This window comes from Cupriavidus sp. C3SS-1, from assembly GCF_057073755.1.
Genome location: NZ_CP172700.1, coordinates 2,408,903 through 2,425,413, shown reverse-complemented (window position 1 = coordinate 2,425,413; position 16,511 = coordinate 2,408,903). Strand labels below are relative to the sequence as shown.

The following is a 16,511-nucleotide window of genomic DNA, read 5'->3' as shown; positions in this document are numbered from 1 at the left end:
TCCCGGACTGGAACGCAAGTGATCAACAAGATATTTGACTCCGTGGAAGCGGCGATGGCCGGCATCCACGACGGCGCCACGATCCTGATCGGCGGTTTCGGCATGGCAGGCATGCCGGCGGAACTGATCGACGCGCTGATCGCGCAGGGCGCGCGCGACCTCACCATCGTCAACAACAACGCCGGCAACGGCGACACCGGCCTGGCCGCGCTGCTCAAGACCAAGCGCGTGCGCAAGATCATCTGCTCGTTCCCGCGCCAGTCGGACTCCTATGTCTTCGATTCGCTGTACCACGCCGGCGAGATCGAACTGGAACTGGTGCCGCAGGGCAACCTGGCCGAGCGCATCCGTGCCGCCGGCGCCGGCATCGGCGGCTTCTTCACGCGCACGGCCTACGGCACGCCGCTGGCCGAAGGCAAGGAAACCCGCATCATCGACGGCCAGGGCTATGTGTTCGAAAAGCCCATCCAGGCCGACTTCGCCCTGATCAAGGCCGACAAGGCCGACCGCTGGGGCAACCTGACCTACCGCAAGACCGCTCGCAACTTCGGCCCGATCATGGCCATGGCTGCCAAGTGCCCCATCGTCCAGGTGAGCCACCTGGTGGACCTTGGCGAACTGGATCCGGAGCACATCGTGACGCCGGGCCTGTTCGTCAAGCGCGTGGTGAAGGTCTGAGCGAGAAGGAGAGCGAACATGCAAAAACTGACCCGCGACCAGATGGCCGCCCGTGTGGCCAAGGACATCCCCGAAGGTGCCGTGGTGAATCTCGGTATCGGCCTGCCCACGCTGGTGGGCAACCACCTGCCGGCCGACAAGGAAATCCTGCTGCACAGTGAAAACGGCCTGCTCGGCATGGGCCCCGCGCCCGCACCGGGCCAGGAAGACGGCGACCTGATCAATGCCGGCAAGCAGCCCGTGACGATCAAGGCCGGCGGCTCGTATTTCCACCATGCCGACTCGTTCGCCATGATGCGCGGCGGCCACCTCGACTTCTGCGTGCTGGGCGCGTTCCAGGTCTCCGAGAAGGGCGACCTGGCCAACTGGCACACCGGCGCACCGGGCGCCATCCCCGCCGTGGGCGGCGCGATGGACCTGGCCATCGGCGCCAAGCAGGTGTTCGTGATGATGGAGCACCTGACCAAGCAGGGCGAAAGCAAGATCGTGCCGCAGTGCACCTATCCGCTGACCGGCATCGGCTGCGTGACGCGTATCTACACTGATCTGGCCACCATCGACGTGACCGCCGACGGGCTGGTTGCGCGCGACCTGGTGGAGGGGCTGGGCTTCGACGAGCTGCAGCGCCTGACCGGCGTGACCCTGATCCAGGGCTGACCACTGACATCCTGACATCAAGACCGAGAGAGAGACATGAACGAAGCCTTTATCTGCGACGCCATCCGTACCCCCATCGGCCGCTATGGCGGCAGCCTGTCCGCCGTGCGCGCGGACGACCTGGGTGCCGTGCCCCTGAAGGCGCTGATGGCGCGCAACCCGAACCTGGACTGGTCCGCCATCGATGACGTGATCTACGGCAACGCCAACCAGGCCGGTGAAGACAACCGCAACGTGGCGCGCATGTCGGCGCTGCTGGCCGGCCTGCCGCAGGACGTGCCGGGCGCGACGCTGAACCGCCTGTGCGGCTCGGGCATGGACGCCACCGGTACTGCCGCGCGCGCTATCAAGGCGGGCGAAGCCACGCTGATGATCGCCGGCGGCGTGGAAAGCATGAGCCGTGCCCCGTTCGTGATGGGCAAGGCCACCAGCGCGTTCTCCCGCGATGCGCAAATCTTCGACACCACCATCGGCTGGCGCTTCATCAACCCGGCGATGCGCGCGGCCTATGGCGTCGACTCGATGCCCGAGACCGCCGAGAACGTGGCCACCGACTACAAGATCGGCCGCGAAGACCAGGACCTGATGGCGCTGCGCAGCCAGGAGCGCGCCTCGCGCGCCCAGGCCGACGGCACGCTGGCGCAGGAAATCACGCCGGTCAGCATCGCGCAGAAGAAGGGTGATGCGATCGTCGTCGACCGCGACGAGCACCCGCGCGCCACCAGCATGGAAGCGCTGGCCAAGCTGCGCCCGATCGTGCGCGCGGACGGCACCATCACCGCCGGCAACGCCTCGGGCGTGAACGACGGCGCCTGCGCGATCCTGCTGGCGAGCGAAGCCGGCCTCAAGCAACACGGCCTGACCCCGCGTGCGCGCATCGTCGGCATGGCAACTGCCGGCGTGGCGCCGCGCGTGATGGGGATCGGCCCGGCACCGGCCACGCAGAAGCTGATGAAGCAACTGGGCATGACGCTGGACCAGATCGACGTGATCGAACTGAACGAAGCGTTCGCCGCGCAAGGCCTGGCCGTGCTGCGTGAACTGGGCATCGCCGACGACGACAAGCGGGTCAACCCGAATGGCGGCGCGATCGCGCTGGGCCACCCGCTCGGCATGAGCGGCGCGCGCCTGGTGACCACCGCGATGTATCAGCTGCATCGCACCGGCGGACGCTTCGCGCTGTGCACCATGTGCATCGGCGTGGGCCAGGGCATCGCCATGGTGATCGAACGCGTTTAAGCGCATTCGGTTGCACCACGACTTGTTTGCTCTCCTCTCCCGCTCGCGGGAGAGGGCGTAGTGCAGCGGTCTTTCTTAAGTGAGTTGAAGATGTCCCACCCCAACGCCACGATCGTCACCGGCGCCAGTTCCGGCATCGGGCGCGCCATCAGCGAAATGCTGCTGGCAGACGGCACCACCCGCGTAGTCAATATCGACTACACCGAGCCGGGCTGGTCCCATCCCAACATGACGTTTTTCCAGGCTGACCTGACCAATGCCGAGGCGACACGCGCCGTGGCGCAGCAGGTCACCTCGCAGTTCGCCGTCACGCGGCTGGTGAACAATGCGGGCGCGACGCGCCCCGGCACCGCCGACACGGCCACCGTGGCCGACCTCGACTATGTCGTTGGCCTGCACCTGCAGGCGGCGATGCTGCTTACGCAGGCCTGCCTGCCGGCCATGCGCGCCGCCGGGTTTGGCCGCGTGGTCAACATGGCTTCGCGCGCGGCGCTGGGCAAGCCCGAGCGCGTGGTGTACTCGGCCACCAAGGCCGGGCTGATCGGCATGACGCGCACGCTGGCGATGGAGCTTGGCGGCGACGGCATCACCGTGAATGCGGTGGCGCCGGGCCCGATCGCCACGGAGCTGTTCCGCAAGAGCAATCCCGAAGGCAGCGAACAGACGCGCCGCATCCTGGCGAGCATCGCCGTGAAGCGCATGGGTACGCCGGAAGACGTGGCGCGCGCCGCGCTGTTCTTCCTGTCGCCGGATAATGGCTTTGTCACGGGCCAGGTCCTCTACGTCTGCGGCGGAACCACGCTTGGCGTGGCACCGGTCTGATCCCGCGGACTTCAGGCATTCACAAGAACAGACGTTAATAAAGCGTCATATCAGGCTGCGATCCTTGCGGTCACAGCCGGCACGAAGACAGCGTCACCGCGCTGTCTTCTTCCAGGGCAGCAATCACGCTATCCAGCATTCGCCCGCGACAGACACGCTGCGCGCGGGCAACAAGGACAACCGGAGCAAACCGATGAGACTCGATTCCCAGACCTCCACGACCCGCCGCCGCCTGCTGGCCGCAGGCGTTGCGCTGGCCACCACCATTGCCGGCTTTGCCGGCGCGGCGCATGCGCAAGGTGGCTACCCGACCAAGCCGATCACGATGATCGTGCCGTTCTCGGCCGGTGGCACCACCGACATCCTGGCCCGCATCGTCGGCCTGCAACTGGGCAAGGCACTCGGCCAGCCCGTGGTGATCGACAACCGTCCGGGCGCGGGCGGCAACATCGGCGCATCGCTGGCCGCCAAGGCGCCGGGCGATGGCTATACGCTGTTCATGGGCACCATCGGCACCCACGCCATCAACCAGTCGCTGTATTCCAAGCTGCCGTATGACCCGGTCAAGGATTTCGCGCCGATCAGCCGCGTGGCGATGGTGCCGAACCTGGTGGTGGTGAACCCGAAGGTGCCGGTGAACAATATCAAGGAACTGATTGCCTACGTGAAGGCCAATCCGGACAAGCTGTCCTACGGCTCATCGGGCAGCGGCTCGTCGATGCACCTGTCGGGCGAGCTGTTCAATTCGATGACCGGCCTGCACATCCAGCACATCCCATACAAGGGCAGCGCGCCTGCCGTGAACGACCTGCTGGGCAACCAGATCGGCCTGATGTTCGACAACATGCCGTCATCGTATCCGCACGTGAAGGCCGGCAAGCTGCGCGCCATCGCCGTGACCTCGGCCAAGCGCTCGCCGGCGCTGCCGAACGTGCCGACCGTGGCGGAATCGGGCGTGCCCGGCTATGAAGCCACCTCGTGGTTCGCGCTGTACGCCACCGCCGGAACCCCGCAACCCATCATCGACCGCCTGAACGCCGAAGTGGTGAAGATCCTCGCCATGCCGGAGGTGAAGAAGCAGATGGCCGACCAGGGTGCCGAGCCCAATCCCGAAAAGCCGGCCCAGCTCGCCGCGTTCATGAAGACCGAGACCGCGAAGTGGGCGAAGGTGGTGAAGGCTTCGGGCGCGACGGTGGATTGATTACTGTCTGACTCTGTTGCTTTTGCGATGGTGGAAAGCCGGTTCCTTGGGGGACCGGCTTTTTTGTTGTCTGGGGAGCCAAACGAGACAAAACTGCGGACGAGGATGCAGATATCTCGGCAATGTCCGCAATCAAAAGATGTGAAGCCGGAGCTTTGCTGATCTCTTCGGATGCTAGCCTCGACATTGTCACTACCCGGAATTTCTCTGCCCCGGCCTGTCTCTCTTCGCGATGTAGCTGGGATAGCTTTCGCCATCAATTCCATAAGGAAGCAAACACTGCAGGGCGGGATATCGATAACGCCGTTAGCTCGGGGCTAAAAGCGACTGGTACCAGGATCTTGCGCTCCCTAAGCTGAAGTTGGGCGGTGTGGACTAGCCCATTTCTCAGTCAACAAGGAGTCTTGAAATGATCCATGAGTCGTGCAATACCCCTGCGGGAATCGAGTCGCAGGCCGGCTTCCGTCTCGATGACTTTACCTTCGAGGTTGAATGGGATTCTGGCCATGATCCGGAGCGCGCCATGTGGGGAGAAGCCATTCAGTATTGAGCGCGGTGAGTGAGGTGAGATGGAAATGACTCCATCTCACCCTTCCGGATAGGTGGCCCGACATGGAATTCTTCAAAGTAGAAGCCGATGGCGAGGTGATATACGCAACAAAGAACCCACAAGCGTGGATGAAAATAAGCAGCGGAAGGGCGGCAGAACTCGAGAGTTTGCTAGCGGATGATGACCCAGCTCTTATGCGATCGCTAGAGGGCATTTCAAAAACGTCAAAGTTGGCAGGCAAGGAACATCTGGCACTGTATCCCGTTGTCAAGCTCACCAACCGTTGCAACTTATCGTGCCCCCACTGCTACATTGAGGCTCCAAGCAGCATGCGCCGGGGAAAGTTCGACCTCGAATACCGAGAGGTAAGGGATTTCATCGATTACGTCATCGGGCTAGGTGGTGCAATGAACAATCCTACAAGGACGCTTCAACTCTTCGGTGGTGAACCAACAATAAATAAGGACTTCGCAGACATTCTCGGTTACGCCAGAGAAAGAGGCTTGATGGTCCGGGTGTCAACAAATGCGGCAAATATCAAAAAATTCCAATCGGGAGCGTTCTTAGATTTTTATCAGGACAAGGGGGTTGAATGGCGTATTTCCTTGGATTCCCACGTGCGAGAGGTGCACGATCAGTTCCGACCCAGAAGCTTTGATCAGGTCGTGTCCAATGTGCGATACATGGCGGATATGGGAGCCTTCATCTCTATCAAGGCTGTAGTGGGGGCGCATAATTTCTCGTCCTTCATTGATACCATCTATTTTGCACGCGAACTTGGGCAACACAGTTCCTGTACTCACCCCTAAGCCTGACGGGATCGGCGGCGCGTATCAAATTGCTGAACAAGGTGACGACAAGGATGATCACCGAAAAGATGGTTGCTGCCATCGAAGGTGACGCAAGGCTGGGTCCTTTTGTGCAATCGTCACCAATTGCTCGTTATCTCAAACTGATCTATATGCGCGATGCTGGGGTTCTGCCACGAGTGCAGTTCCACATTAATCACGATGGTCGCGTATGCCCTCAGGACAATCTGTTTGAATTCCCTGAGTACCATTTTGGTGACATCCTGTCGGGCGACTACGCATTCGACAAGCTATGCGAGTACCAGGCAATGCTGGAAGAGCCGGTGGCGTGCAAGGAGTGCCCAGTCTCTCACTATTGCCCGCGTGCAGACTATGCGGATCTGGCGTCAGGAGACTTGGGATTCGCAAAGGAGTTTTCTGTTTGTGATGATATTCGCGACAACGTCTTCTACTTGATGTCACTTGGGCAGCGCGGAGCTGCATTGACGCGGGCCGTCTTCGGGCAGTCCAAATGACAGTGCAGAATATAGAAACGCAAGACCTACCCAAGCCATTTCTGTGGCTGGCTGTCGTCGGGTTTCTCGTCCCAAGTGCCACAATTCTGCAAACGTTCACGATCACGTGGTACCTCGCGCAGCACGCCGAGCTTGCCTCACTGCTCCCGCTGACCATCGGGGGCGGTGCCGTGGCGCGAATTTTCAGTGGCATCCCACTGACCTACCTGATCCAAAGATCAGGGGCACGCAACGCCTGCATTGTATGCCTGCTGTCTGGTGCCGCCATCTTACTCGGAACGATTCCAGTGCTTGCGCGGCTAATGCCGCTTTGGCTATTGATTCCCGCTGAGATTGGGATGGGAGTTGCAATAACCGGCTATTCGATTTCGCGGCAGATTCTGATCAAGGACATGCTTCACGGCCAGGGGAAAGGCTTGGCTGCGGGTCTCTCCCGCAGTACGGGCTACCTGAGCAAGCTGGTAGTTCCACTGTTTGGTGGTCTGCTGTTGATAGCACTGGAGGCTGTCTATTCTACGCTGGTGTGCTGCGGCACTCTGCTGGTCAGCGCATGGGTAGTCTGTACGTTGGATATAGATTCGCCAGCCTCCCGTACTGCCGCGGTGAAGGCATTGCCTTTGACCGAACGCTTTGCAACGGCCTTTGTGTTCTACAAAAGCGACGACATGCTAATGTGTGAACTTGGTTTTACTGCGATACTTAATTTTGTGCTGTCCCCCCTGGTAATTATCATGCCACTCTTCATAACAGGCATCGACGGATCTAACAGCGCGTATCTCGGATTTTCGGAGTCCTGCTTGGGTGTGGGCGCAGTTGGCGGTGCTTTGGGTTACGCAAAGCTGAGGCGGTGCCATCTTCCGTCATTGGCTGTAATGACCGGTTGCGGCTTCTTGCTGATCTGTGTCTCAACGGGGTTGACGAGTGCATGGCGATATCCGGTGTTTAACGTTGCCTTGCTGTTGATCGGAGCCAGTGTCGCGTTTTCGGGAAGCGCGGCGGATGCGCTGTTGATGAGGCTGGCGTCGCGCGATTCATATGGCCGCATCTTGGGCGTGCAAACGTTGATCGTGGGGTCTGCTTTTCCGGCGGGGCTATTTGCGGCTGGCACGTTTCTTCAGTTTACCGACGCTTTTCAAATCATTGCCGCATACAACGCTGGGCTGTGCATTACTGTGGCTTTGCTGCTTCATCGGAAACTGGTGAAATCCGGCGCCGAGAATGCGCCTGACTGATACAACAGCTTAGGTCAAACGAAACAGCGCCCATCGGGATGCCCCGAGCCCGTTGCTCACGCATACCTGCGGCCGCTGATTGTTCCGAGCGGCGCGAACGCATGTCGCGCGCACTATCTCCGACTGAATGTGTGCAAGATTGAGATGGATCATTGCAACTGGTATCGCATACTGGAACTGTAATGGCTCAAGCAGTTCGGGCATGCCATGCTAGCTCGCTCAATGGCATCGCGGCTACAGAGACTGTTGCTGGTATCGCTTGTGGTAGATGGAGCCTGGCGTATGGTCCTGCTGTTTGCGGTCCCCTCCCTTGGCAAGCCTGACGGCACAGCGAGCGCTTTTCCGTGAAGAGCTCGACAGATCAGTCCGTTCCGGTTGACGGCGGAGCGTCTGTACTTTCGGGGGCCGCAGCGCCCCTGCTCGCAAAAACCCTCTTTGGGCGGCTGATCAAGCAGGGTCGGTTGCGTCAGCTGCAACTATTGGTCATGGTCGACGATTGCGGCTGCATCGCGCGCGCGGCAAAGGAAGCTTGCATGAGCCAGTCGGCCGCAACTCAGTCGCTCGCCCAGCTCGAACTGTTGGTCGGCATGAAGCTGTTCGAGCGCCACGCGCGTGGAATACGGCCGACGGCATGCGGACGAGGCATGATTTCTCATGCGCGTGAAGTCATGGTACGGCTTCAGCAATCTGCGGAGTTTCTGGCTGCGAGCCAGCAGGGTGATACCAGGTCACTGCGCATCGGGTCCATTCCCGCTGCTTCCTATGCGTTGACGGCGTCAGTGCTGAGCACTTTCCATCAGGCGTACCCGGAAGTCCGTCTCGAACTTCAAGAAGACTTCGGCGTGCGCCTGATGTCATTGCTAAGTGCGGGCGGCCTGGACGTCGTGTTCTGCAGGATGCCGCGGCGATTACCCAATGTGTTGCACTTCGAGCCGGTCCTGGACGATGAAGCCATGATTGTCGCTTCGTCTTCGCACCCACTGTGCAAGCGGGACGCGCTTCCCATCCAGGCGCTTCGGGGGGCGAACTGGGTATTGCCCGTGGCCAGTGTTCATCTGCGGGAGATGTTTGATAGCGTCGTGCTTGACGCACTGCCCGACGCCAAGTTACTACCGCTTGCAACCGTATCGCTGCCGGTCCTAGAAACTTTCCTGCAGTTGCCGGGATCCGTTGCGTTGATACCGCGAAGCATATCGACAGGCATGCTGGCTGGCGGGCGTGTGTGCCAGTTGCAGGTGGCAATGCCAGCCGGGCTCGCCCCCCTTGGCGCCGTGCATGTCGCGGAGCCTGTTCCCGATCTCGTGCAACGGCTTTTAGCGATTGCCAGGCGGGAAACTGCTGCAGGCGGACGCGCTACGCATGGTACGGGGGCCATGGGTGCGGTGTCAGGAAGTAAGTATCCGAACTGACTCTTTCCGCGTGTTGCGAAAGGAATCCGCAGGCGCCAGTCAAGGCAAGGCCTTCCCCAGATAACGCTCAAACCACTGCGCCGCCAGACGAGCGACCGATTCCAGCGCGCCGGGCTCCTGGAACAAATGGGAGGCGCCGGGCACGATCACCAGTTTCTTCTGGCAGGTCAGCTGGGCAAAGGCCGACTCATTCCGTTCCAGGACACTGACATCGAGCCCGCCGATGATCAGCATGGTCGGCGCAGCCAGCTGTGTAAGCGCGTCGGGGCCCGCCAGATCGACCCTGCCGCCGCGCGAGACGATGGCGCCGATCGGGATTTGCGACCGGCTTGCCGCACGCATCGATGCGGCCGCACCAATGCTGGCGCCGAAATAGCCCAGCCGTGGCGGCGTGCCTGGCTGCCGTGCCACCCAGCTGGTCGCCTGTGCCAGCCGCGAAGCCAGAAGGTCGACGTCGAAGCGGATGGACTGCACCTGGTCTTCCTCCGGCAGCAGCAAGTCCATCAGCAGCGTTCCAATGCCGCAGCGATTGAGTTCGGCGGCCACACGGCGATTGCGCGGGCTAAGCCGGGAACTGCCCGTACCGTGCGCAAACAAGACCAATGCGCCGGCGCCCGGCAGCAATGTGAGGATGCCTTGCAGGGCCACGCCGCCGGCTGGGATCACCACCTCGGTGGTATCTGAACTGTCTCGCATGCCGCTGCCCTCCAGCAGATGGCGCCTTGCGGTGCATCGCGTTGCAATCGGCCCCATCCCAGTCCACTATAGGGCGGGCGTGGTGGCGAGGCCAGCGTCCAAGTGCCGGTCTGCCGAGGCGCGCCATCGACAAACACCCCGACAAACACCCCATAACGATCCCGATGGATCAGGAGGGACTATGAAGACTCTGTTTCTGGTGCGGCATGCCAAGGCAAGTCACGATGACCCGTCCTTGCCCGACCGTGAGCGACCCCTGGAGGACCGTGGCAGGCACGACGCTCCGGAGATGGGCAAGCGCCTGGCGGGCCGCAAGGTAAAGCCCGACCTGCTCGTGTCGAGTCCGGCCCTGCGCGCGCTGACGACGGCGCAGCTGATGGCCGACGAACTCGGCTATGAGCGCAAGGACATCATGGTTGACGACCGGCTGTACGCCAGTAGCGCCGCCAGCCTGCTGGCCGTCGTTCGTGAACTCGACAAGTCGGTTGGCAGTGTGATGCTGTTCGGTCACAACCCTGAGTTCACGGAACTTGCGCATCGTCTGTCGGCCGAGATCACCAACATGCCCACCTGCGCGGTCGCCAAGTTCCGCTTCGACACGCAGACGTGGGAGGATGTCGGCGAAATCACTCCCGCTAAAGTCTCGCTGAACTCGCCACGGAAATAGTCCGATATTGACCGCTGCCGGAGCAGTCAAGTTGGCTGAACGGCAGAAAAAAACCCGCAAAGAAACTCGCGGGTTCAATCCATGGCCGCAGATGGGCCTGGAGGAGACAACCACAGAAGAACTTGCTGGCCCGACGTGCTCAGCCCAGGCAGTATTTGACGACCTGCTCCTCGACACCGACAAAGCGCACGAGCTGGCGCAGGCCGCTGGCATATTCCTTGATATGGTGGCCGTCCGGCGTATCCGGCAACCGGTAGTAGACCGGTGCGCGGGCCGGCAGCACCGCGATTTCGCTCGCCGGGTCCTGCCCGGCATCAGCCTCCCAGGCGACGTCACGGTCTTCTGCAAGATCGTGTCCTCTCATTTCCATTGGCTCCGGTGACAAAGCACGAGCAGGGTGGGGGCGATGCCCGTCTCGCGCAGACAGATCGTATTGTTTGCAATGTATGCCATGCTCCCCAAAAATGCCATTCAGCATTTTTTAATTCTGAGAGGCATGTGTTTTCAAAATTGTCGGTTTTGTCGGTTCACCCGAAATGTCGTCTCGCCGATGCATCAGCCGGGAGCGGCGCCCGCGGCTATCGCGCAAAGCCTTGCGCTACCATAGCGCGGTCCCCGAGAAGCTTGCCGTCGCATGCTTTCCGGCCTTCAATCGCCAGCATGGCTACCCTTCCAGCCGAATGTCGACACAGCACGCCCTGTTGATTTCCCTGATCGAGAAACCGTCGTCCGGTTATGACCTGGCGCGCCGGTTCGATCGTTCCATCGGCTATTTCTGGCACGCCACGCACCAGCAGATCTATCGCGAACTTGGACGCATGGCCGATCACGGCTGGATTGCCGCCGAGGAAACCGACCCGAGCGTCGACGCCGACGGCAACGCCTCGCCCAATGGCGAAGAGAAGAAAAGCCGCAAGAAGGTGTACCACGTGCTGCCAGCCGGGCGCGAGGAACTGGTGCGATGGGTGCTGGAGCCCGGCGCGGGCCTGGACCAGCGCGAAGAGATCCTGGTCAAGCTGCGCGCGGACGCGGCGATCGGCCCACTGGGCCTGGCCGATGAAATGCGCCGGCTGATCGCGCTGCACCAGGCACGGCTGGAAACCTACCAGGCCATCGAGCGCCGCGACTTTGCCGACGGCCGCCGGGACCGTGCGCAGCAACTGCGCCTGGCATTGCTGCGCCGGGGCATTCGTTTCGAACAGGACTGGGTGGCCTGGGGCAACGATCTGATGCCCCTGCTGGCGACACCTGCGGGCGATCGCCAGGACTGAGCCCGTTCCCTTTCCCGTTCCTGCTGCGTCAGGCGATGTCCGCGGCCTGTGCCTGCGACGCACCGGCGGCATCGGGCAGGCCGAGGCGGCGGCGGGCGAGCGCATACTCTTCGGCAAAGCGGCGCACCAGTTCGGCGGCAGGCACCACGCGCTTGATGGCGCCCACACCCTGGCCGGCACCCCAGATATCCTTCCACGCCTTGGCGCTGGCCGAGCCGAAATTCATCTTCGACGGATCCGATTGCGGCAGCGCCGCCGGGTCCAGGCCCGCGCGCTCGATGCTGCCGCGCAGGTAGTTGCCATGCACGCCGGTGAACAGGTTCGAGTAGACGATGTCATTCGCGCTGCTGTCCACGATCATCTGCTTGTAGCCGTCCTGGGCGTTGGCTTCCTGCGTGGCGATGAAGGCCGAGCCGATGTAGGCCAGGTCCGCGCCCGCGGCCTGCGCGGCCAGGATGGCGTCGCCGCTCGAAATCGCGCCCGACAACAGCAGCGGACCGTCGAACCACTCGCGGATTTCATGCAGCAGCGCAAAAGGCGACAGCGTGCCGGCATGGCCGCCCGCGCCTGCCGCCACGGCCACAAGCCCATCGGCACCCTTTTCGATCGCCTTGCGCGCAAAGGCGTTGTTGATGACATCGTGCAGGACGATGCCGCCATACGAATGCACCGCCTCGTTGACTTCCGTGCGCGCGCCCAGCGACGTGATCACGATGGGCACCTTGTAGCGCACGCACATTTCCAGGTCATGCTCGAGCCGGTCGTTGGACTTGTGCACGATCTGGTTGACAGCGAACGGCGCGGCCGGGCGGTCCGGGTGCCTGGCGTCGTGTTCCGCCAGTTCCGTCGTGATGCGGTCCAGCCACTCTTCCAGCTTCGGTGCCGGCCGCGCATTGAGCGCCGGGAACGATCCGACCACGCCAGCCTTGCACTGGGCGATGACGAGGTCGGGGTTGGAGATGATGAACAGTGGCGAGCACACGACCGGCAGCGAAAGCCGGTTCTTCAACTGGGCGGGAAGGGACATGCGAAAAGCTCCTCGGTGGAATCGGGCGGTGGTGGCTTCAGAGCGCCCCGGTAAGTACTTGCTTCTGGCTGGACAGGCGTGCGCCCATGGCGGCGCCAAGTGCCTGCAGGCCGCTCAGCGGGCGGATCATGACTTCGAACTCGGCGATCTTGCCGGCGGCGTCGAAGCGGATCATGTCGATGCCCTTCAACTGCTTGCCGTCCACGTCGGCGCTGAACTCGAGCACCACGCTGTGTCCGTCGTCACCGACGAAGCTGCGGTGATAGCGAAAGTCCTGGAAGACCTGGTTCACGGTCGTCAGCACCAGCACGATGGCGGCGCGGCCCGGGTACGGCGTGTGGGCCACCGGCGAGCGGAACACCACGTCGTCGGCCATGATGTCTCCGAGCCGTTCGAAGGCATGCGTGGCAAGGATCTCGTGCCAGGCGGCAAGCGTGGGACGGGCATTCGGAATCAGCGCAGCGGCATTCATGGATGGTGGTCTCCTCGTTCTTCGTGGTCAAAGCTATCGTGCAATTTTGTACTATGCAACCAGTTGCATGAATGAGCAAAAGGTAGCATGCCGAAGACCCGCTCGCAAGCTCGGGCTGCATGACGCCCGCGCCGGGCGCCCGTCCAGTGACGCCTTGTCTACAATATGCGCATTGCCGTTACCATTTGCCGGAGAGTCAGTGACCACTCAGCGCAGCCAGCCCAGCGCGGACGGACCGCAGGCAGCCCTGTTCGATGCCGACCTGGCGAGCTGGCGCAGCCATCCCGAGCGCGCCTTCGATGGCTGGCTCGCGCGCAACGGCTTCCGTCACGGCACCAGCGTGGTCTATCGCGCCATGTGGGGAAAACTTCTGCGCTGGTCGGCAGAACGCGGGCTGGCGCCGCTATCGTGGTCGGCCGGCCAGATCGGTGAATTCCTGGATGAACAGGATCTCCACAAGTCACATCGCTATCGATATACCCGGCTGATCGAGCGGATCTATAACCATCTCTCCCATCTTGACGAAGGCCTGCACAACCCGGCCAGCCAGGCGGTGCGCGCGCATCTGGCCGAGGGCGAGAATGATCCGACCGCCTTCCTGCTGCCCGGCGAGCGCGACCTGCTGATCGCGCGCGTGCTCGGGCCGGCCGGCGAGAGCGCAGCGGATGGGGCCGACGCTTCGCCCACGGCATGGAAGCGCGCGCGCGACGCCGCGATGGTGGCGGTGCTGCTGGGCGCAGGGTTGAAGGTGGGGGAATTGCGCGGATTGCGGACCCGGGCCATCGACAGCGGCCATGCTGGACGCGTGGTGCTGCGCATGGCCAAGCCCGAGAGCGGCCGAACCTACGAAGCGCCGCTGTTTGCCTTTGCCCACCGGCCGCTGAGCGCATGGCTTTCGCTGCGCGAGGCGTCGGGCACGCTGGGCGAACTGGTGTTCCCGGCCATGCCGAGCGGGCGGCCCATGCATGCCGCCTCCGTGTATCGACGCGTGGAGCTGCTGCTCGACCAGGCCGGCGTGCTGTCGGCGCGCAGCGAACGGGCATCGCCGCAGACGCTGCGCAATACCTGCGGCGCCATGCATTTCGAGGCCGGCGCATCGCCGGCCACGGTGTCGCAATGGCTCGGCATGCGCGATTTCGAGTCGGGCTGGAGGCTGCGTGCCGCCCATGAGGCATGGATTGCCCGGGCTGGCTTGCCTCCGGGCGGCGGCTCGGACGACTGAACCCGGACTGCCGGGACGCCTGCCTTTGTGCCGGTGGGCGATAATAGCCGGTGTTCCGGCGTAAGCGTCGCCTCTCGCACCGGTCCGTGGCTGCATGCCATGGCCGATGTTCGCCCATCTTCTTTCGATGAATTACCGAATTCCAATGTCCCAGACTTTGCTTCTTACCGGTGCCACTGGCTATATCGCTTCACATACCTGGGTGGCATTGCTCAATGCCGGCTATCAGGTGATCGGCCTCGATAATCTGTGCAATAGCAGCCGGGTGGTGGTGGACCGGATCGCAACCATTACCGGACAGACCCCGAATTTTGTCGAAGGCGATGTCCGCGACCGCGCCTTGCTGGATCGCCTGTTCGCCGAGCATCGCATTGCCGGAGCTATCCATTTCGCGGCGCTCAAGGCGGTCGGTGAATCCGTCAGCCAGCCGCTCGAGTATTACAGCAACAATCTGGACGGCCTGGTGACCTTGTGTGCCGCCATGCGTGACGCGGGCGTAAAGCAACTGGTGTTCAGCTCGTCGGCGACGGTGTATGGCAATCCGCATACGGTTCCGATCCTCGAGGATTTTCCGCTTTCGGCAACCAATCCATATGGACAGACCAAGCTGATGGGCGAGCAAATCCTGCGCGACCTGGAAAAATCGGATCCGACGTGGCGCATTGCCTACCTCCGGTATTTCAACCCGGTCGGGGCACATGAAAGCGGCCTGATCGGCGAAGACCCGCGCGGCATCCCGAATAACCTCATGCCCTATGTCGCCCAGGTGGCCGGCGGCCGTCGGGAAAAACTGATGGTATTCGGCGGCGACTATCCGACGCCGGATGGCACCGGCGTACGCGACTACATCCACGTCTGCGATCTTGCGGACGGACACCTGGCCGCACTGGTCTGCCTGCGTGATCGCGGACAGAGCATGACGGTCAACCTGGGCACGGGCCGCGGCTACAGCGTGCTCGAGGTAGCGGCCGCCTACGAGCGGGCCAGCGGGCGCCCGGTGCCCCACGAGATCGTGGCGCGCCGGCCGGGCGATATTGCATCTTGCTATGCCGATCCGACGCTGGCGCACCAGTTGCTGGGCTGGCAGGCGCGCCATGGCCTTGACCGCATGTGCGAGGACTCGTGGCGCTGGCAGTCCACCAATCCGAACGGCTTTGACGCCTGAGATCCTGGGCGTACCCGTTTCTGCGTGGCCGCGATGAGCGGATGGCGCGCCAAGCAAAAACGCCACGGAGATTGCCGTGGCGTTTTTATTGCGACTACTGCGATTGCATCAGCGGATCAGGAAATCGTCCACCGATTTGCCGGCTGCCAGGGCCTGGGTCAACCAACCCGGGCGCTTGCCGCGGCCCGTCCAGGTGTTGCCGGCGCTATCGCGATAACGCACCGGCACCTTGCGGTTGGCGACCTTCTTGCCGGCCGCGGCCTTCACGCCAAAACCGAGATCTTCCGCCGTCAACCCATATTGGTCGATTTTTTCGCGAATATCGGCAATCACTGCAGCCTGCTCACGTGCCTTGATTTCTTCGGCCTGCTTTTGCAGTTCGTTGATTTTCTGAACGATTTCCTGATAAGTCGCCATTTGATCCTCGTGTATCGGGTTGGTGCGGAATGTCGAAAAGCATTATATCGGGCTAACGCGTCGCTGCAAATCTTTCATGCCGATTGAACGGCAAAATTAGGAAGATTCTCTAGCGATATTGCCCTGAACTTTTGTGATCGCACCTGGTCAGCCCGCGGTTACCGGCGCTCGGTATCGAGCGGGCGAATGGCCGGTTGCCGGTTGGGGCTCCGGAACCAGTCAAATCGATCATTTGTTTTGGATCCCACTTTGCGGGCTGAGACGAAGAGCTTTGCCGATTTCCAAAAACACATAATCGATAACGACGTCGAAGAACTGGCGAAAATGCCATTTTCTTGAAGTGTCCGATGGCGCGGAACGCCTGCTCATGTGGCGTCTATCCGACATTTTTTATGCTGCACTGCAAATATCTGAGCTGGCTCAAGAACCGAATGGGCAAGCCGTTATCCGGGCAGGGCGGAT

The 16,511-nt window shown here is 62.1% G+C and carries 19 protein-coding genes; 14 read left to right on the top strand and 5 right to left on the bottom strand.

Going from position 1 to position 16,511, the window contains the following annotated elements:
- The first annotated feature begins 18 nt into the window (after positions 1–18).
- From ACIGJC_RS27170 to ACIGJC_RS27125, 10 genes are all read left to right on the top strand, one after another.
- Positions 19–678, top strand: coding sequence for a 3-oxoacid CoA-transferase subunit A (locus tag ACIGJC_RS27170; protein WP_483712583.1), 660 nt, complete (start codon positions 19–21; stop codon positions 676–678).
- Between the two features lie 18 nt (positions 679–696).
- Positions 697–1,335, top strand: coding sequence for a 3-oxoacid CoA-transferase subunit B (locus ACIGJC_RS27165; protein ID WP_483712581.1), 639 nt, complete (start codon positions 697–699; stop codon positions 1,333–1,335).
- Positions 1,336–1,371: 36 nt separating this feature from the next.
- Positions 1,372–2,574: a 3-oxoadipyl-CoA thiolase gene (gene pcaF / locus ACIGJC_RS27160; RefSeq protein ID WP_483712579.1), complete on the top strand. Its 1,203-nt coding sequence runs from the start codon at positions 1,372–1,374 to the stop codon at positions 2,572–2,574.
- A gap of 90 nt (positions 2,575–2,664) precedes the next feature.
- The gene (locus ACIGJC_RS27155; protein WP_483712577.1) at positions 2,665–3,396 is read left to right on the top strand and encodes an SDR family NAD(P)-dependent oxidoreductase; all 732 of its coding nucleotides are present in this window, start codon (positions 2,665–2,667) and stop codon (positions 3,394–3,396) included.
- Between the two features lie 193 nt (positions 3,397–3,589).
- A complete protein-coding gene (locus ACIGJC_RS27150; protein WP_483712576.1) occupies positions 3,590–4,597 on the top strand; it encodes a Bug family tripartite tricarboxylate transporter substrate binding protein in 1,008 nt (335 codons plus the stop codon).
- 409 nt (positions 4,598–5,006) lie between these two features.
- Positions 5,007–5,147, top strand: a complete 141-nt coding sequence (locus ACIGJC_RS27145) for a hypothetical protein (RefSeq protein WP_483712575.1) — start codon at positions 5,007–5,009, stop codon at positions 5,145–5,147.
- Positions 5,148–5,209: 62 nt separating this feature from the next.
- Positions 5,210–5,956 carry a radical SAM protein gene (locus ACIGJC_RS27140; RefSeq protein ID WP_483712574.1) on the top strand — a complete coding sequence of 249 codons (747 nt, stop codon included), beginning with the start codon at positions 5,210–5,212 and terminating at the stop codon, positions 5,954–5,956.
- Positions 5,957–6,009: 53 nt separating this feature from the next.
- Positions 6,010–6,471: a hypothetical protein gene (locus ACIGJC_RS27135; protein ID WP_483712573.1), complete on the top strand. Its 462-nt coding sequence runs from the start codon at positions 6,010–6,012 to the stop codon at positions 6,469–6,471.
- A complete protein-coding gene (locus ACIGJC_RS27130; protein ID WP_483712571.1) occupies positions 6,468–7,703 on the top strand; it encodes an MFS transporter in 1,236 nt (411 codons plus the stop codon). The genes ACIGJC_RS27135 and ACIGJC_RS27130 overlap by 4 nt, the downstream gene beginning before the upstream one ends.
- 344 nt (positions 7,704–8,047) lie before the next feature.
- Complete coding sequence (locus tag ACIGJC_RS27125; RefSeq protein ID WP_483712569.1) at positions 8,048–9,112, top strand: LysR family transcriptional regulator; 1,065 nt, start codon at positions 8,048–8,050, stop codon at positions 9,110–9,112.
- Between the two features lie 39 nt (positions 9,113–9,151).
- On the opposite strand, the gene ACIGJC_RS27120 is transcribed toward ACIGJC_RS27125, so the two are convergent.
- Entirely contained in the window at positions 9,152–9,808 is a 657-nt protein-coding gene (locus ACIGJC_RS27120) for a dienelactone hydrolase family protein (RefSeq protein ID WP_483712567.1), read from the bottom strand.
- A gap of 181 nt (positions 9,809–9,989) precedes the next feature.
- On the opposite strand from ACIGJC_RS27120, the gene ACIGJC_RS27115 reads away from it, so the two are divergent.
- The gene (locus tag ACIGJC_RS27115; RefSeq protein WP_483712565.1) at positions 9,990–10,475 is read left to right on the top strand and encodes a SixA phosphatase family protein; all 486 of its coding nucleotides are present in this window, start codon (positions 9,990–9,992) and stop codon (positions 10,473–10,475) included.
- 139 nt (positions 10,476–10,614) lie between these two features.
- On the opposite strand, the gene ACIGJC_RS27110 is transcribed toward ACIGJC_RS27115, so the two are convergent.
- A complete protein-coding gene (locus ACIGJC_RS27110; protein WP_483712564.1) occupies positions 10,615–10,839 on the bottom strand; it encodes a hypothetical protein in 225 nt (74 codons plus the stop codon).
- A 316-nt stretch (positions 10,840–11,155) separates the two neighbouring features.
- On the opposite strand from ACIGJC_RS27110, the gene ACIGJC_RS27105 reads away from it, so the two are divergent.
- Entirely contained in the window at positions 11,156–11,746 is a 591-nt protein-coding gene (locus ACIGJC_RS27105; protein WP_483712562.1) for a PadR family transcriptional regulator, read from the top strand.
- Between the two features lie 28 nt (positions 11,747–11,774).
- Here the strand turns inward: ACIGJC_RS27105 and ACIGJC_RS27100 are convergent, their stop codons facing one another.
- Positions 11,775–12,773: an NAD(P)H-dependent flavin oxidoreductase gene (locus ACIGJC_RS27100; protein WP_483712561.1), complete on the bottom strand. Its 999-nt coding sequence runs from the start codon at positions 12,771–12,773 to the stop codon at positions 11,775–11,777.
- 37 nt (positions 12,774–12,810) lie between these two features.
- Positions 12,811–13,245: a nuclear transport factor 2 family protein gene (locus ACIGJC_RS27095; RefSeq protein WP_483712559.1), complete on the bottom strand. Its 435-nt coding sequence runs from the start codon at positions 13,243–13,245 to the stop codon at positions 12,811–12,813.
- A 199-nt stretch (positions 13,246–13,444) separates the two neighbouring features.
- On the opposite strand from ACIGJC_RS27095, the gene ACIGJC_RS27090 reads away from it, so the two are divergent.
- Positions 13,445–14,467 carry a tyrosine-type recombinase/integrase gene (locus ACIGJC_RS27090; protein WP_483712558.1) on the top strand — a complete coding sequence of 341 codons (1,023 nt, stop codon included), beginning with the start codon at positions 13,445–13,447 and terminating at the stop codon, positions 14,465–14,467.
- A gap of 145 nt (positions 14,468–14,612) precedes the next feature.
- Positions 14,613–15,632, top strand: coding sequence for a UDP-glucose 4-epimerase GalE (gene galE / locus ACIGJC_RS27085; protein WP_483712556.1), 1,020 nt, complete (start codon positions 14,613–14,615; stop codon positions 15,630–15,632).
- Between the two features lie 108 nt (positions 15,633–15,740).
- On the opposite strand, the gene ACIGJC_RS27080 is transcribed toward galE, so the two are convergent.
- A complete protein-coding gene (locus ACIGJC_RS27080; RefSeq protein WP_483712555.1) occupies positions 15,741–16,049 on the bottom strand; it encodes an H-NS histone family protein in 309 nt (102 codons plus the stop codon).
- Between the last annotated feature and the right edge of the window lie 462 nt (positions 16,050–16,511).

Coding starts and splice junctions, on each gene's coding strand:
- ACIGJC_RS27095 (WP_483712559.1), bottom strand. CDS start 13,245: ATGAATGCCGCTGCGCTGATTCCGAATGCCCGTCCCACGCTTGCCGCC.
- ACIGJC_RS27110 (WP_483712564.1), bottom strand. CDS start 10,839: ATGAGAGGACACGATCTTGCAGAAGACCGTGACGTCGCCTGGGAGGCT.
- ACIGJC_RS27135 (WP_483712573.1), top strand. CDS start 6,010: ATGATCACCGAAAAGATGGTTGCTGCCATCGAAGGTGACGCAAGGCTG.
- ACIGJC_RS27155 (WP_483712577.1), top strand. CDS start 2,665: ATGTCCCACCCCAACGCCACGATCGTCACCGGCGCCAGTTCCGGCATC.
- ACIGJC_RS27120 (WP_483712567.1), bottom strand. CDS start 9,808: ATGCGAGACAGTTCAGATACCACCGAGGTGGTGATCCCAGCCGGCGGC.
- ACIGJC_RS27145 (WP_483712575.1), top strand. CDS start 5,007: ATGATCCATGAGTCGTGCAATACCCCTGCGGGAATCGAGTCGCAGGCC.
- ACIGJC_RS27100 (WP_483712561.1), bottom strand. CDS start 12,773: ATGTCCCTTCCCGCCCAGTTGAAGAACCGGCTTTCGCTGCCGGTCGTG.
- ACIGJC_RS27140 (WP_483712574.1), top strand. CDS start 5,210: ATGGAATTCTTCAAAGTAGAAGCCGATGGCGAGGTGATATACGCAACA.
- ACIGJC_RS27165 (WP_483712581.1), top strand. CDS start 697: ATGCAAAAACTGACCCGCGACCAGATGGCCGCCCGTGTGGCCAAGGAC.
- ACIGJC_RS27105 (WP_483712562.1), top strand. CDS start 11,156: ATGTCGACACAGCACGCCCTGTTGATTTCCCTGATCGAGAAACCGTCG.
- ACIGJC_RS27130 (WP_483712571.1), top strand. CDS start 6,468: ATGACAGTGCAGAATATAGAAACGCAAGACCTACCCAAGCCATTTCTG.
- ACIGJC_RS27150 (WP_483712576.1), top strand. CDS start 3,590: ATGAGACTCGATTCCCAGACCTCCACGACCCGCCGCCGCCTGCTGGCC.
- galE (WP_483712556.1), top strand. CDS start 14,613: ATGTCCCAGACTTTGCTTCTTACCGGTGCCACTGGCTATATCGCTTCA.
- pcaF (WP_483712579.1), top strand. CDS start 1,372: ATGAACGAAGCCTTTATCTGCGACGCCATCCGTACCCCCATCGGCCGC.
- ACIGJC_RS27115 (WP_483712565.1), top strand. CDS start 9,990: ATGAAGACTCTGTTTCTGGTGCGGCATGCCAAGGCAAGTCACGATGAC.
- ACIGJC_RS27080 (WP_483712555.1), bottom strand. CDS start 16,049: ATGGCGACTTATCAGGAAATCGTTCAGAAAATCAACGAACTGCAAAAG.